12 protein-coding genes are annotated in these 15,154 nt (G+C 53.7%); 1 reads left to right on the top strand and 11 read right to left on the bottom strand.

Annotated features, from left to right (window positions below; all coding sequences use genetic code 11):
* Positions 1 to 71: 71 nt before the first annotated feature.
* From QQM41_RS13595 to QQM41_RS13550, 10 genes are all read right to left on the bottom strand, one after another.
* Entirely contained in the window at positions 72 to 3,155 is a 3,084-nt protein-coding gene (locus QQM41_RS13595; RefSeq protein ID WP_124306709.1) for an ATP-binding protein, read from the bottom strand.
* A 12-nt stretch (positions 3,156 to 3,167) separates the two neighbouring features.
* The gene (locus QQM41_RS13590) at positions 3,168 to 3,794 is read right to left on the bottom strand and encodes a hypothetical protein (protein ID WP_042788885.1); all 627 of its coding nucleotides are present in this window, start codon (positions 3,792 to 3,794) and stop codon (positions 3,168 to 3,170) included.
* An 11-nt stretch (positions 3,795 to 3,805) separates the two neighbouring features.
* Complete coding sequence (locus tag QQM41_RS13585; protein ID WP_042788886.1) at positions 3,806 to 4,252, bottom strand: hypothetical protein; 447 nt, start codon at positions 4,250 to 4,252, stop codon at positions 3,806 to 3,808.
* 91 nt (positions 4,253 to 4,343) lie between these two features.
* A complete protein-coding gene (locus QQM41_RS13580; RefSeq protein WP_042788888.1) occupies positions 4,344 to 4,880 on the bottom strand; it encodes a hypothetical protein in 537 nt (178 codons plus the stop codon).
* 10 nt (positions 4,881 to 4,890) lie between these two features.
* Positions 4,891 to 6,060, bottom strand: a complete 1,170-nt coding sequence (locus QQM41_RS13575; protein WP_168455114.1) for a hypothetical protein — start codon at positions 6,058 to 6,060, stop codon at positions 4,891 to 4,893.
* A gap of 74 nt (positions 6,061 to 6,134) precedes the next feature.
* Complete coding sequence (locus QQM41_RS13570) at positions 6,135 to 7,370, bottom strand: DotG/IcmE/VirB10 family protein (protein ID WP_042788889.1); 1,236 nt, start codon at positions 7,368 to 7,370, stop codon at positions 6,135 to 6,137.
* Positions 7,370 to 8,350 carry a DotH/IcmK family type IV secretion protein gene (locus QQM41_RS13565; RefSeq protein ID WP_042788890.1) on the bottom strand — a complete coding sequence of 327 codons (981 nt, stop codon included), beginning with the start codon at positions 8,348 to 8,350 and terminating at the stop codon, positions 7,370 to 7,372. The genes QQM41_RS13570 and QQM41_RS13565 overlap by 1 nt, the downstream gene beginning before the upstream one ends.
* Positions 8,351 to 8,354: 4 nt before the next feature.
* A complete protein-coding gene (locus QQM41_RS13560) occupies positions 8,355 to 8,990 on the bottom strand; it encodes a DotI/IcmL/TraM family protein (protein ID WP_339078169.1) in 636 nt (211 codons plus the stop codon).
* 135 nt (positions 8,991 to 9,125) lie between these two features.
* Positions 9,126 to 10,013: a hypothetical protein gene (locus QQM41_RS13555; RefSeq protein WP_339078168.1), complete on the bottom strand. Its 888-nt coding sequence runs from the start codon at positions 10,011 to 10,013 to the stop codon at positions 9,126 to 9,128.
* A 208-nt stretch (positions 10,014 to 10,221) separates the two neighbouring features.
* The gene (locus tag QQM41_RS13550; RefSeq protein WP_010512305.1) at positions 10,222 to 10,836 is read right to left on the bottom strand and encodes a recombinase family protein; all 615 of its coding nucleotides are present in this window, start codon (positions 10,834 to 10,836) and stop codon (positions 10,222 to 10,224) included.
* A 125-nt stretch (positions 10,837 to 10,961) separates the two neighbouring features.
* Between QQM41_RS13550 and QQM41_RS13545 the strand changes: the two genes are divergently transcribed.
* Entirely contained in the window at positions 10,962 to 13,853 is a 2,892-nt protein-coding gene (locus QQM41_RS13545) for a Tn3 family transposase (RefSeq protein WP_061507276.1), read from the top strand.
* 414 nt (positions 13,854 to 14,267) lie between these two features.
* On the opposite strand, the gene QQM41_RS13540 is transcribed toward QQM41_RS13545, so the two are convergent.
* The gene (locus QQM41_RS13540) at positions 14,268 to 15,098 is read right to left on the bottom strand and encodes a helix-turn-helix transcriptional regulator (protein ID WP_339078167.1); all 831 of its coding nucleotides are present in this window, start codon (positions 15,096 to 15,098) and stop codon (positions 14,268 to 14,270) included.
* Positions 15,099 to 15,154: the final 56 nt, after the last annotated feature.

Below are 15,154 nucleotides of genomic sequence, written 5' to 3'. Positions count from 1 at the left end.
AGCGAGAAATTGGATCAAGTGCTAACAGGCCCTAAGGAAAAGATATAATCATCCCCGTAGAGCCAGTGTTTTTATTCGGCAGCAATAGGTATATCGTTATCATGATCCATTGAACGAACTCTATCGTGAACGCCAACGGCAATCCCGCGGCCTTCAAGAATTTCCTTGGCGAGATCATCAATCACGCCTAACTCTGCTTCTTCTGCCGACAGACCTGTTTCGTTAATGCGAGCATGCCGTCGTCGCGTGATTTCGCCTATCGCGGATCCATCGGGAAATACTACAGCGAGATACCGCAATGCCATTTGGGAGCCTATGGCGTTGAACAATCGTGATCTAAGTGCTGTATCTCCAGGGGTGGAACTAAAACTCCACAACTCAATAGGGCCGAGAACGTTGATTAGCTGAACTTCATACATCCCTTCAGCGGCATTGAGCTGCAAAAAGAAGGGAGCGCCATTCCGACCCGGGCCAGGGAGCGCATTTCTGACGATCCATGCACTGGCCGTGGTTAATTCCCATCGTGATATCAGTTGCTCAGCGTCTTTCCCATCGCCCTTTTTAAGCACCCAACGCCCCGTACTCTGTCCCATAAGATCATCAGAAAAATCTCGTGGACGTTGCGAAATAAACCCAAGCTGGACGCCGTGTTTTCGGCCTTCACGTGCGTCTCTTACTGCCTGTGCATTAACTTGTGGTGCCGATTCAGCACGATGCCATTCGTCGTAATCAAGGCGTTTGACCGCCTCCTTCATTTCCGTGAAACGCGCGAGGTGATAATCTCGCATTTTGGAGGGCATCACGGGTTCATCGGCATATTCTGGATGAAGGAAAAAGTTTCGCGCAATGAGATGTCGGGCAAGCATATACATCAAAGCCGTCTGACGATCGGCTGCCGCTGAGCCTTTGGGAGCAACTTCTGCTAGATCAATCATGATCACACGGGCATCGCCCAGATCGAGTTGGGTTGGGGCCGCTAATGTCGGAAAGTTCTTGATGACATTCATGATATAACGATCAAAAACATCAATTAGGCTTTCCCCTGTTTCAATCCTGATTTTTTCGTAACGCTTGGAAATTTCGGGTGTTCTGGCGGCTCGCAGCAGATCCTGCAGGACTGGCACGGCATGACGTTGAGCAATCCCGGCCATTCTGTAGTCGCCAACGTCAATCAAGGCGTCAACGACATCTCGCCACCAGGTTGGATCCTCTTCTCCACCGTGATGTGGCAATGTCAGGTTATGATGCTGGATGGCAGCATCAACCATAGGCTCAGTTCCGGGTCGGTAGAGTTTGGGTTCACCTCCCGAAACGTCCGTGCACAGACGGTATGCCTCATCAATCACGTCCTGTACAAGATGATCCATCCCTTCAAAGGGGGGCTTGCCCAGCGGCGTTGCAAGCAGGGAAATAAAGTTTTCAAGGAACACGCGCTCCAATGGGAGCGGGTATTCAAGTCCCAATTGAAGGTCAAAGACGTTGACTTCATAACCTTGGGTTTTCTGCATTTTCAGGTAAGCCGCTTCATGAGCGCGTTCTTGTCCCAGCGCAGCTTGCAGCAGTGAGACAAAACCCTGACCGCCGGGGCCAATATCCACTTTCCCGATGAACGGCAGTTTGGCACCGTTTCCCGAAAGAGCTGCTGAACTTAACACAAGACCAAGATTGATTGTGTTGCTCATCACGGTCTTTCCCCCACCGGGCGGCGCAACAATGATATCAACAATTGCCTCTCGCAGTCCTCCCCCAGTCGGATCGAAAGACCAGATTGACCCATCGGGCCTGCGGAAAAGAATACTCCCCCGTTGCCATGGCGATGCGCTTCGCACCCATGGCATCATGGTAAAAGCCTCGCCTAAAGGTGCGAGTGAGGGATTGGCGGTACTGCCCAGAGAAAGTGTTGGCACCGAGCCCATCGCTGCCTCCAAGGGGTCGCCACTAACCCGTGTTGTCTTACAGTTGCCCCATCCTTCAATCGCCTGTGATAAAGCTGAGGCCTGACGGCGCAATTTGGCATCCTCACCTATGGGAGCCCATGTTGCGGCCGTCATGCGTAGGCGAACGGAATTGTGGTTTTTCTTTTCCCGCATTGTCCTCAACGCGGCAAATGAACGGCGGATATCTTCGTTTCCCGGTAACATTGCCAGAAAACCTGCGCCGACCTCCTTCAGGGCGAAGGCGGCTCCACCACCGCTTTCCAAAATCATCGCACTGCGCCACGGGATACGCTTGCGTCCAAGGGTCGCTGACAATTCCGAAAATGGACGCGGATCTTCAGGTCCGAGTTCCATATCGACCGGCGCGTAGCAATAATCTCCGATGTTGACCAGTTGACCGCCTATGGTATCGGCATCCGCATTGAATATCTGGTCACGGATGGCAGGCCAGAGTTCCCCCTCAAGCAGAGGACCTTCCGCATCAGGGGCATCAGGCAGACGTGGCATAACACGGTCGCCTATCAGGCAGGGATTCCACTTTGAAGCTGCTGTTTCGCGATAAACAATTTCACGCGTGATGCGCAGAGCTTCATGCGGGTTGATGAGAGTGCAGGATATATCCAGACCATTCAAAGCGCCTTCAATGCGATGCACAGCTGCGGTGTGCCGTGCCAGCATGATTTCGCTGCGCAGGGCAAAGCGTTGGGTGTCTCCAATATTGGGAAACGCTTTTGCTGTTGCGGCCTGTTCTTCGGAAACCTGTTTGCGTTCTTCACGGCTCAATACACCCTTGCGTGTCCAGAGCACATAATACGCCACTTCTGAGCGCATGACATTTGGCCAACGCTTGCTTCGTTCACCAAGGAGGTCATTAAGATCCAGACCCTGTCTGGCGGCAATGGCACGGCAGGATCGGAGACAGAGTTGATCAATTTCCTGCAGAGCTGTGTCAGGGTCAGACAAGTACCATCCGACCAGTGCATGTCCTTTTTCTTCAAGCACACCCTGGAGTTCGATCCGCTGTTGCTCTGCCAACTCGGCAATTTCCTGTCGGGTGCACATCCGACGTAAACCGTTAATACGCAGCACAGAAATATATTCACCACGTTTGGTAACCAGATGATCATCGTGGGTCGTTTCAACGTCACAAAAAGATTGCAACGGTTGACGGAGTAAAAGGCTGAGGCCTGCAAGAAGGGTGGAGATATAGCCTGCCATTATCTGAACCTGTCAGGAGTTTTGAGGAAGAAGGCGTAAGCGCGCTTCCAAAATATCGGGATAGATGTCATCAGCGCCTTCGTAGAGACGACCCAGCGGTAAAAGCCTGAGATTTTGGCCCAGATAAGTCAGTCCTTGGGTCACCCCTTTACGGGATGTATCTGCCATTTGAAGTGCGATACTGACGTGGGATGGTGCTGAGGACTGCAGACGCCGGAATGTCTCATCCGACCTTGCCAGCAAGGTGCGAAATGTCTGTGCTGCGGCGATACCTTCGGGAGATAACATTCCTGGCTCACGCCCCGTGGCCAGAGTTGTGACGATCTGCGTCCATTCACGCAATTTTTTACCGCATGCCCTATAGAGAGCGAGATGGGCATAAGCTGTCAGGGCCAGGATCTGTCTTTGCTCGAATTCGGGACACCAGATCAGGATGCTCTCCCGATCTATGGAGGGACGGTTCAGGGATTGTAACAGGTTGCAGGGATGGCATATGTGCACGCCTGAACCGCCCCATGAAAAGCTGGCCCCGCCAAATGGGAGGCCACAGCACGCGCAAGTCGTGGTGCCAGCTTCTGCCTTTACGGGCTGAAGTCTTACAAAGGGATGGACGCAAAGGCGGAAGTCCGGCTGTGTCATGACCCTGTGCCTCAGTTACCGCCAGTGAACTGGTAGGCCTGTGCCTGGGTGCCGACTGTTGCCTGACCGCCAGAAGCGGTATTGGCAGCTTTGTTGACCCACTTGGGTCCGGTTGCAAACAGACCGCAAAGAACCAGTCCGGCAATCCCCATGCCAATCTTGCCAGGGGTACGGGTCTGCTGGTTGCGGCTTTCCCACAAAGCCCAGACGCCAGCGATAAAGCAGACAAAAGCAAGCACGTACATCACTGCGGCGGCAACCGTCCCACCGGTTGTCAGCCCTTCTTGAGACATGCTTTGAATCTGCTTGCCCAGTCCATCACCAGATGACTCTACAGCCTGTGCGAAGGCATGATTGGCTGCCAGTGCCAATGTCACACCACTGACGGCTGCCAGTCTCGATGTGCGACCGATCAGAGTGCGAGTGGACGGTGTTGGTTTTTCAATGAGTGCGTTCATTTGTTTTGCTCCGATTGTCATGACTCTGGGGTGATCCCCACGATTGAGAAAAGCTGTTCATCATGCGACGGAAAACAGGTTCTTTTCTCCGTCAGCTTGGCCAGTAGCTAAGCAGCCAGTTTGCTTCCTTGACCGGGTTGAGAAGAGCCACTCCCAAAGCAAACTGACAAACAAGACCCAGCTTGCTTCGGTTGTTCTTGCCGGTCATGGCGCCTTGCCAGGAGAGAAGGGCGAAAAAGGCGACCCACGCACCGAATGTTTCGAAAAACAACGAGAAATCTTTGACAATTTCTATGATGGCGTCGTGTGGTCCTGCCCCTGCGATCGGTGACGTGCCGTCTGTATATCCCGTGGGGGATGCAGATTTCAGGCTGACCTGAACATTCAGTTTTGCGGATGTCGCGGATTTCGTCAGTATCCGATCGAAGGCTGCAAAGGCACCTGAGAGGACAAGAGACAGGTAGGGCACCCATGGTTTGCCAACGAAAGGATTCTGAGGCTGGCTCTGCTGCCACATTCCCCATACGGCGACAATGAAGCAGTAGCATGCTGCGATATAGCAGGCCGTGGGGAGAAGCCACGATGCACCGATGGCAATATCATTGAGAAAATTGACGAGCCCTTCCACGTCATTCTCCTCAGTTGATCAGACCATGATCAGTCTTGATCACCCAATTGGTGCCAACCTGATAGATGGATTTCACTATCCCATACCCCCTCAGGTTGGTTCCTGGTTCAACTTCAAGCTGACTTTGTTCTCCTGCGGGTGCGTTGTCGTCCTGGACCATCCCCAATAACGGAGAGGCAGAAACAATCCGGTAGTGCGGTATCCAGTTATGCGGCGGACGTGGCGCAACCGGGAGTGTCTGAGCTTGCTGTGTGTGGGCAAGTGGGCCTGCGGAAGAAGGAGAGGGTGGTCGTTCAGGTTGAGCCATGGCGGCAGCGAGTGCACGTTTGGCCTGATCTGCGGCGTCTTCTCGCGCAGTATTGGGAAGATCAGTGGCATCTGCCACGGCTTTGCGGGCTTCCAGCAGGGCAAGGCGGCGCAGGAAATCGGCGCGGGCTTTCTGTGCCTCATCACGTTCGAGCTGCAATTCCTTCCGCAGGGCGGCAATTTCTGTTCGAGTGTTTTGAACGAGGGCTGCTTCCATTGTTACAAGCTGCAGCACATCGACCTGGTCTTTGGGGCTCATGGGAGCGGCAACCAGATGACGTGCGGTCTCAGCCGCAGTCTGCGGCGTCAGAGACTCAGGAGGCGCCTCGGCATGAGTTCTCGCGGCCTGCAGTCCAGACGGCGATGGCACAGGCGGGGAGGCCTGGTTGCTATTTTCTGGGCTTTTATGGCGCGGGCCGGCCGCGAGCATTGCGCTGAGGTCATCAAATGGAGCCGCGTGCTGAATGCTATCTGATGCCTGCGGTGTGGGGATGTCCTGTGACTGGGGAGGTGCAGCAGATTGTATTTTTTTGGGCACAGGTCTGGACTGTGGGGAAGCCACCATGCCGACTTCCTGTCCTGCCTGCTGCATGACGGGAGATGTGGAATGGAATGCCCACCAGCCTGTGAGCAGCATGATGAAAGCGCCAGCTGCCCCGCCTGCCAAAAGAACTCTTTTGTCTGAGAGCTTTTCCCTTATTGCCGTCAGCCCCTGTTTCTCGACAACGTCTTCCGTTTTTGGCTGAGGTGGGTTCTCTGGTTCAGGTGATGTCTCTACCTGCTCTGGTGCCTGAACCAGGTTATTGGGGCGGAGATGGCGGATTGTGCCTGTATCGTCCTGCGGAAATGCAAAATGACGGGGTTCTGCTGACATGATCCTGTCCTTTGTGTTTGAAACTGGGGACAGGATCACGGATCATGATGCGACAGGATTGAAAAAAATCATGGCTACTGTTTAGCTGTCACATTAGCGGTAAACACGACACCAACACTAACATTGGCGGCGAGATTAACCCTGGGCTGGGTTGGCATCTGTTGCATCAGGGCACTGTTGATCTGGCTGGCGGCCTGACCCGCGGCGACACCTAACTGTTGAGGAAAATTAAGGCGCTCAACATAATTGACGTTCCCCAGACCTCCAATTGAGCCAACCGTGTTGGATGTGGTCTCAAGTGCGGATCCAAGTCCCTGTACGAATGCCGCTGCTCCGGGAAGCAGAAAGCGTTCGACATAAAGTTGATCGACGCTTGATGCCACAGCCGCTTCCATTGTCCTGGGCGCGACAACCATACCAGTCACCGAGAGGGTTTGGCCCTTATGCATCACGGAACGCACGGCGAGGACAAGGCGGTTCATATGACCTCCCGCACGTGAAACAGAAGCAATCATTCGGTCTCCGGCAATAGGTCCGGAATCAGCTTCCAGAATGACATCCCCGTTCAGATCACTGTTTGTCGCGGTGACAGTATGGGCATAAATGCCCCGACCGGCTGGAATCAGAACCTTATTCTGGGTGGAAGTGGAATTGCTCGCAGCTTGGGAGAGTGAATTTTCAGGAGATTTGGATGTGTTGGCCTTAGAGCTTGCCGATGGTTCATCTTTGGGGGTCAGCTCGTCTTGTGTGTACATGACGGACGTAACCGGCATATGAGGTGACAGGGTTTTACGTAGATCAGCAATAGCGTCAGCATAGAGTTTGTTTTTGGGGTTTCCCCCTTGCCCATCTACAGGTGCAACAGCATAGGCAGGAGAGGTCTGAACTAGAGGTTGTGCGGGGATTTCCGCAACCTGTGGAGAAGGCGGGGATGGAAGACGCTTTGCCATTGAAGGATCTTCGTCTTGCCCGACTTCCCCCACTTCATGAACGGGCTCAGGCGGGTTGGCTGATTTGCCAGGAGCAAGATCAGGCGTGAAGGACTGTCCGGTATTTTGGGCCGTAGTTGCGCCTTCCTCTAAGTCTTGTTTACGTAGTTCTTCCTGTTTTGGCGTCGCGTTCAGCCCACCGGGGAGTGGATTGACTGCCTGAGTAACGCCGGCATTTGACTGGGGCATCTCTCGATGATGGATGGAACTCAGAGCGAGTACGCCAATCACCAATGTGCCGACCACACCGCCGATCATGAACAGCCGACGGTTGCCTCCTTCACCCGCACTGCTGAAGATCTGTTTGAATTTGAAAGCCATTATTGCGCCTCCCGGATGCTGGCGGATACGGTGCGACCTGAATCAGATAAAAGGACATAGGGTGTTTCATGAAAAGCATAGATGGTATAACCACCTTCCCCATGTTCAGAACTGTCCCAGGCGGGCGTCATGAGGACGAGTTTTGTGCGTAGATACATTTCATTGCCAATTTTCCAAGCACGCACATCATCTGGTGAAACCCCTTCAACACTCAATGGAACAGCGGCAGCTGGTGCAATGCCGCTAAGCATTGCGTTGAGATAGGGATCACCTGTTGCCGGAGCACCGGGACGTGTATCAATTTCTACCTTGGCGTTTGGACCATCACCGGCAACGCGGACGGTCAGGTTGTCATCATAAGATCCCCTTCCTGCCAGCAAGAGGAAAGAGATGGGCTTGGGAGCATCCTTCAGCGTGACTAACAGACCCCCACGTGGTTGCAGTGAGAGCGGTTGAATATTGATTGTATTGCTGCCTTTGTATGGGACGCAGACATAAAAGCCTGATGTCTGAACGGCTGGAGACCCGTTTTTATCAGAATTGCCATTAGCCGAAGCACCACAATTGGTCCCGCCTGTAGCATTGGCTGTCATACTTCCGATATTCCACGCAATCGGCCATGGCTGGCCCGTCCGATCAACGAAAGACAGCGCAGTTGGGTAGCCTTTGGCAGTGAAAATAATGCTGGTATGTTGACCAGGTTGGAAAGACACACGGATGGCCGGACGCACGTTAGGCGCGACCATTTCGGTTTGTACAGCTTCCTGAGCACGATCAACTTCCTTGAGACGTTTACCCAGGCGCAGGATTTCTTCGGGTGTCAGAGGGATGGCGTCGTGTTCCGCCTGCTGGCGTGCGACCTGATCAGGATCAGGCATGCCGGACATCTGTGCACCGGGTCCAGCCGGTTGCGTCTGGGCATGAGCCACAACTGACATAAGGGCAAACGGGAGGAAAAAAAGGGATTTCAGTGTTTTCATGGCCTTAATTCCCCATAGGACCAACAACAAGTTGGCTTATGGCCAGACCATCGGGATGGTCCATATCGTCAACACGATCTATGACCATGGTCGCCATGAGCGTCTGGGTGTTTTGTTGGTTCACGTTTTCACAAGTCTGGATGAAAGGAAACTGAACCACGTAGTGAACATGACCGTTCACAACTTTCTGGTCACGAATGGTTGCCGCACGTGTAGGCTGAGCAAAACACAGAAGTTTTGCCTGTTTCAGTTTATCAAGATTACCTGCTTTGATGAATGAACGTGCAAAACTGTTCCATCCGTCAATGGTGTAATGCGCTCCAGCAGTATTCAACTGCGACGGATAGTCGCGATAGTTGATGTTATAGGGCGCTATGCCCCAACGTACAGCCCACGACAGCAGTTGATCCTGTCCCAGAATGGGGCTCTCCAGTGGTACAGCAGGCCGTGGCGGGTTCTGCCCGTCAACATAAAAGAATTTCGGACGTGGCGGATTTACCCAGATATAAACATCATGAATCACAAATACGCACAAAAGTGCAGACAACGTAATATTGACCCAAAGCGATCTCTCGACAACACGTCCCTGAAAATCCGGGTCACTTAAACGCCGGAGAACGGCTGGTTTCTGCCGTTTCATCGTGCGCCTCCAAGGAAGACGCTGACAGCCCCTTTATAACCTTCCATCGATCTGTCCTTTGCAAAAGTTGATAAGGACAAGGTGAAGGTTTCAGATGCGACCAGATGCTTTTATTTTCAGATCAACGTTATTTTTTTATGCTGCGAGATCATACGCGGCGACCAGACCACGCAAACGCCGTGATTTGCGTGCACGACGGCTGAGCCGACGCAGTTTACTGTTCGTCCAGAAGCGTGCCCCTTCCATAACACTGCAGTGACGGCGGAAAATTCTATGAGATGTAATATACTCAATTGCATCTTCATAGATAAAATAGACAAGTTTTTTGCGACGGGATTCAGGAATGCACTCTTCCAGACTGGCGTGTGATCGAATGGCATCTGACGTCAGGAGGAAATCCTGCGCGATGACATGATGGCTTTGAAGTGCGAAATAACGATAAGCGCATTCAATATTCGCTGCCTCATTCCAACGGATCTTATCAGATCTGGACATGCAGGTAATTGTCACAAGGTTTCTGCAGCACCGCACTCGGTAAGTGCGCCCCCGTAACTCTTTGCGTGTCAGAACACTGGCTTGTGCCCATGACAGGACTGTTTTCTTGGGTGCTGAAAGTGCGCTCTTACGCAATGCGGCATTATGTTCAGCGGCCTTTTCTCGTGAGATCTGCGTGCGTGAGGGAAGGCCTAATGAGCGTCGTTTTCCAGATACACTGGAGCGGGAACGTTTCAGGACTTTTGCGATTTCTTCTGCTTGGGCACCACGATTCCACATTTGACCCAGAATGATTAGTTCTCGACGTTGCCACGCCTTTTTATGGTCTGGCATTTTATAGCCATGCATAACCGGCGCTTTGTCCCAGTCTTCATAAGCAGCTTGCGCCTCCTTAATTGTCACTCCAAGCAGATCTGAGGTGAGAGTAAAATCTCGTGTCAGGCGAAGGACCTGTCTGATCATCGGAATGGAAACAGACTGAGGAAGCCAAAATCGATCTTTTCTCGTGATGACAGCGCAATCAAGCATGACCTTATTCCGTCGTTTGATGAGTGATCACCACGAAATAACACAGCAGCCGCCTATGAGGTCAACAGATATAAACAGAGTCATACGAACCTATAACAACAGCATAAGTGTACAGGGTCGCAAAAATCATGATGATATACTTTGGCGTTCAACGTTGCGGCTGAGCGTTGCGGTGAACTAGGGGTCGTTTGCGGGAGGGGGCGAAATCCTACGCTAAGCTGAGAACGCGCTTCCCATAATCCCTGAGCTCGCCCTTCGGTCCGACATATCTGTATAGAGTGACGCGCTCGATCCCGAGTTCCTTGCACAGATCGGAAACAGACGTGTCGCGCTGCGCCATGGCGGCCTGGGCGAGACGCACCTGTGCTTTGGTCAGGGCGAATTTTCGCCCTCCCTTTCGTCCGCGCGCTCTGGCTGCGGCAAGGCCAGCCATGGTGCGCTCGCGGATCAGATCCCGCTCGAACTCGGCCAGAGTGGCAAAGATACCGAACACCATGCGGCCGGATGCGGTTGTGGTGTCGATCTGAGCGCCTTTTCCGGTCAGCACACGCAGGCCGATCCTGCGGTCTGACAGATCCTTCACGGTGTTGACCAGGTGGGCGAGCGAGCGCCCGAGGCGATCGAGTTTCCAGACCACCAGCACATCGCCGTCGCGCAAGGATTTGAGGCATGCAGCTAAGCCGGGCCGATCATCGCGGCTACCGGATGCACGATCATCATAAATATTACCTGGCTCGATACCGGCGGCACGCAGGGCGTCGTGCTGGAGGTCGAGGGATTGGGAACCATCGGCTTTGGAGACGCGGGCATATCCGATCAGCATGTTTCTTAAACGTTGGTTTGAAGCGGTGACGAACATGAGCACATAAGCTTGCACTATTGTGTATCTTAACCAGCATCGCAATCAAACTATCTCAAACCTTACCTTGGAAAGAATAAGGAGCATGTATGCCGCGTCGCGTGACCCTGACCGATCGACAGCGCGAGGCGCTGTTTCACTTACCGGTCGATCAAGGTGATCTGCTGCGGCACTATACCCTTAGCGATGAGGATCTCGGGCATATCCGCCAGCGCCGGCGCGCCCACAACCGTTTCGGCTTCGCGCTGCAACTGTGCGTCCTGCGCTACCCGGGCCGGGTACTCACCCCTGGCGAGCTGATCCCGGCACAGGTATCGGATTTCATCGCGGCCCAGCTCGGGCTGAGCCGTGACGATCTACTCCTCTATGCCGCGCGCGAGGAGACCCGGCATGAGCATCTGGCGGACCTACGCCGGATCTACGGCTATCGCTCCTTTTCGGGGCGGGGCGCACGGGATTTGCGCGATTGGATCGCTCGGGAAGCCGAGGCGGCGACATCGAATGAGGATCTTGCCCGTCGCTTCGTTGCAGAGTGTCGCCGCACCCGCACAATCCTTCCCGGTTTCTCAACGATTGAGCGCCTTTGTGCCGATGCACTGGTCAAGGCCGAACGCAGGATCGAAGATCGTATCGCCCATCGCATAACACCAGCCCTGAGCGAGAATTTGGCTCATCTGTTAGAGAATACGGTGGATGGTCGCATCACCCGCTTCGTATGGCTGCGACAGTTCGAAGTTGGCGCAAATTCGGCGGCGGCCAATCGGCTGATGGATCGACTGGAATATCTCCACAAGTTCGATCTTCCGGCAGATTTGCTGGACGGCGTTCCCGCGCATCGTGTGACCCGCCTTCGCCGGCAGGGCGAGCGCTATTACGCCGACGGCATGCGCGATCTGCCCGAAGGCAGGCGGCTTGCAATCCTCGCTGTCTGCACCATGGAATGGCGGTCATCTCTGGCTGATGTCATCGTGGAGACCCACGATCGCATCGTAGGCCGTCTCTATCGGGTCTCCGAACGCCTTTGCAGCACCAAGATCGCCGACGAAAAGGCGGCCGTTCGGGACACGCTGAAGTCTTTTGCTGAAATCGGTGGTGCTTTGCTTGGAGCGCAGGACGATGGCGCATCCCTGGACGGGATAATCACCACCGGTCCAGGCTGGGAACGGTTCAGAACCCTTGTCGCCACGGCCTCTGCGTTGACCAATGTGCTCGCTGCCGACCCGCTCAGCCGTGTGCTGGACGGCTATCATCGCTTCCGCCTCTATGCGCCCAGGATGCTGCGCCTGCTCGACATGCAGGCGGCGCCGATTGCCAAGCCTCTTCTGACGGCTATCGCGCTGCTACAGAGCGGGATCAAATCCGATCCTCCTATGGATTTTCTACGTCCCAACTCCAAATGGCATCGCCATCTTCGCGCTGCGCCCGCCGGCGACTACCGACTTTGGGAAATCGCGGTGCTGTTCCATATCCGCGACGCTTTCCGGTCCGGCGACATATGGCTGGCAAAATCGCGCCGCTATGGCGACCTCAAGCAGATCCTGGTCCCGCCACAGGCGATAGAGCAGACCGCGCGGTTCGCTGTGCCGCTGCAACCCGGCGAATGGCTTGCCGAGCGCAGGGCTCGACTGGATACACAACTGAAGGCGCTTGGCCGCGCGGCGCGAACCGGTACGATCCCAGGCGGCATCATCGAGAACGGCAAGCTGCACATCGACAAGCTGAAGGCTGACACACCCGAAGGCACTGAGGATCTCGTACTCGATCTCTATCAACAGCTCCCGTCCACGAGGATCACCGATTTGTTGCTGGAAGTCGATGAGCGAACCGGATTCTCCGAGGCTTTCACGCATCTGCGCACTGGCGTGCCTTGCCGCGACCAGATCGGCCTGATGAACGTGTTGTTGGCGGAAGGCGTCAATCTTGGTCTACGCAAGATGGCAGCGGCGACCAATACGCACAGCTTCTGGGAATTGCTGCGGATCGCACGCTGGCATGTCGAAGGCAGCGCCTATGATCGGGCGCTCGCCATGATCGTGGAAGCCCATGCCGCTCTGCCTATGTCCGCCTTCTGGGGACAAGGGAAATCCGCATCCAGCGACGGGCAGTTCTTCCTTGCTACCGAGCAGGGCGAAGCGATGAATCTGATCAACGCGAAATATGGCAACGTCCCAGGCCTCAAGGGATACAGCCATGTGTCCGATCAATATGCACCCTTCGCTACCCAGGTCATCCCGGCAACGGTCAGCGAGGCACCTTATATACTCGATGGGCTGCTCATGAATGACGCAGGCCGCCGCGTCCGCCAGCATTTTGCCGACACGGGTGGCTTTACCGATCATGTGTTCGCCGCCAGCTCCTTGCTCGGCTACAGGTTCGCACCGCGTATCCGAGATCTCTCTCAGAAAAGACTCTATGCCTTCACGCCCAACGCGACGCCCGCCAATGTGCGAGCGCTGGTTGGCGGCAAAATCAATGAACCGCTCATCGAGCGCAACTGGCCCGACATCCTGCGCGTCACGGCAACGATCGCAGCGGGCATCGTCGCCCCCAGCCAGATTCTTCGCAAGCTCGCTTCCTACCCGCGCCAGAATGAGCTGGCCCTCGCATTGCGGGAGATCGGTCGCATCGAGCGCACCCTGTTCATGATCGACTGGATTCTCGACGCCGGTCTCCAGCGCCAGGCTCAGATCGGTCTCAACAAGGGCGAGGCCCATCATGCCCTCAAGCGCGCCATCAGCTTCCATCGTCGAGGTGAGATACGCGACCGCTCAGGCGAAGGGCAGCACTATCGTATTGCCGGCATGAACCTGCTCGCCGCCATCATCATCTTCTGGAACACCATGAAACTCGGGGAGGTCGTGGACAGACGCGCCGTGGACGGCATCATCATCCCGCCTGATCTCCTCGCCCATGTCTCACCGCTGGGATGGGAACACATCAACCTCACCGGCGAATATCGCTGGCCTAAATCCTTAGCGTAGGATTTCGCCCCCTCCCGCAAACGACCCCAACTATCCAAATGAGATAGTTCTATTAAGTTGTTGTTTATTCATGGGAATATATTTTTCCGTGCATAGACGAGTATCGTTGCAGACAAAAAGTAAGGGCCACTTTTGGGGATATAAAAACACGATAGAAGATCGTGTGAACGCACATAAACGTGATTGTTATGGCTCGTAATTAATTATTCATAGTCGTGAGGACAACGGCAATCATCCTGAAAGGGCTACGTTGTGGTCCAGCCTATAGCCAGCCCATGATTGAAATGGATGCACAAAAAAACTCTAAAGATCACCCGAGAGAGTAAAGATCTATCCTGAATACTAATTGTTTCCAGATAAGACTTCTGCCAGTGACTTGTAAACACTGGCAGAATCTATAACAGCCCAACGACATCATGATGATCCAAATGGAGATGTACCTGACGCTGTGCGGAATAAATATTCCACTGTCGAAAGCATCTCGTTAACAGAGCTAATTTGACCACACGCAATTATGGACGCAGCTCGTCGCTCAAGATCAATTTGGTTTTTTTCAGTTTCTGGGTCTGTTTTGAAGAAGAACGAAATCGGTGCCTGTAATGCTTCCGCGAGTTGATATAACGTTTGCATTGAAGGGTTTTGTAGACCTGCTTCAATAGCAAAAATCGAAGAAAATGGTACGCCGGAAATACCTCTCAGTTCAGATCTTCCCAATCCTCTAACTATTCTAAGGCTCCGGACACGTCGGCCAATCATGATAAGAATTTCAAGCGATCCCGGTATTTTAAACCCTGATTCTGCAGCAAAAACGGCAGCCGTTTCTTCAATAGCTGGATTCGTAGGCTTTCCCATCTCCGACAATGTCTTCATTAATCTCAGCAGGTCGGGCTTGGACGTCTCTAATGCTTTAGCGGCTACTGCAAGCGAATCAACATCTTTTTGTGTCAAAGGGGGAGGAAACGGTTCCAATGCTCCACCATGCGGAGGCAGAACTTGGTCGAAATCAAGTTGTAATGCTTTTGCAAGTCCGAAAAAAGTGCCAACGGAAAATGGTTTGCCAGTTTTCTGACTTGTCCTGAAATACTTGATTGTACTTGTATGGATACCAGATAATTTCGACAGGGTCGTGGGGGTTATACCAATACGTTTGCACTGTTCAGTTAAAGTTGCGCTGATGTTTCGGTACAAAAGCCCATCTTTAAACAGTTTCGTGTTGGCCTGCGTCTCTTTCGGTTTCTTAGACATTCCATAACTCTTTCTCGGCAGGCGTCCCGACCGCCATAAGATCGGGAACAAAACAC

The organism is Acetobacter sp. AC2005 (assembly GCF_037901235.1).
GTDB lineage: Bacteria > Pseudomonadota > Alphaproteobacteria > Acetobacterales > Acetobacteraceae > Acetobacter > Acetobacter oryzoeni.
This window is presented reverse-complemented; position numbering and strand designations above follow the sequence as displayed.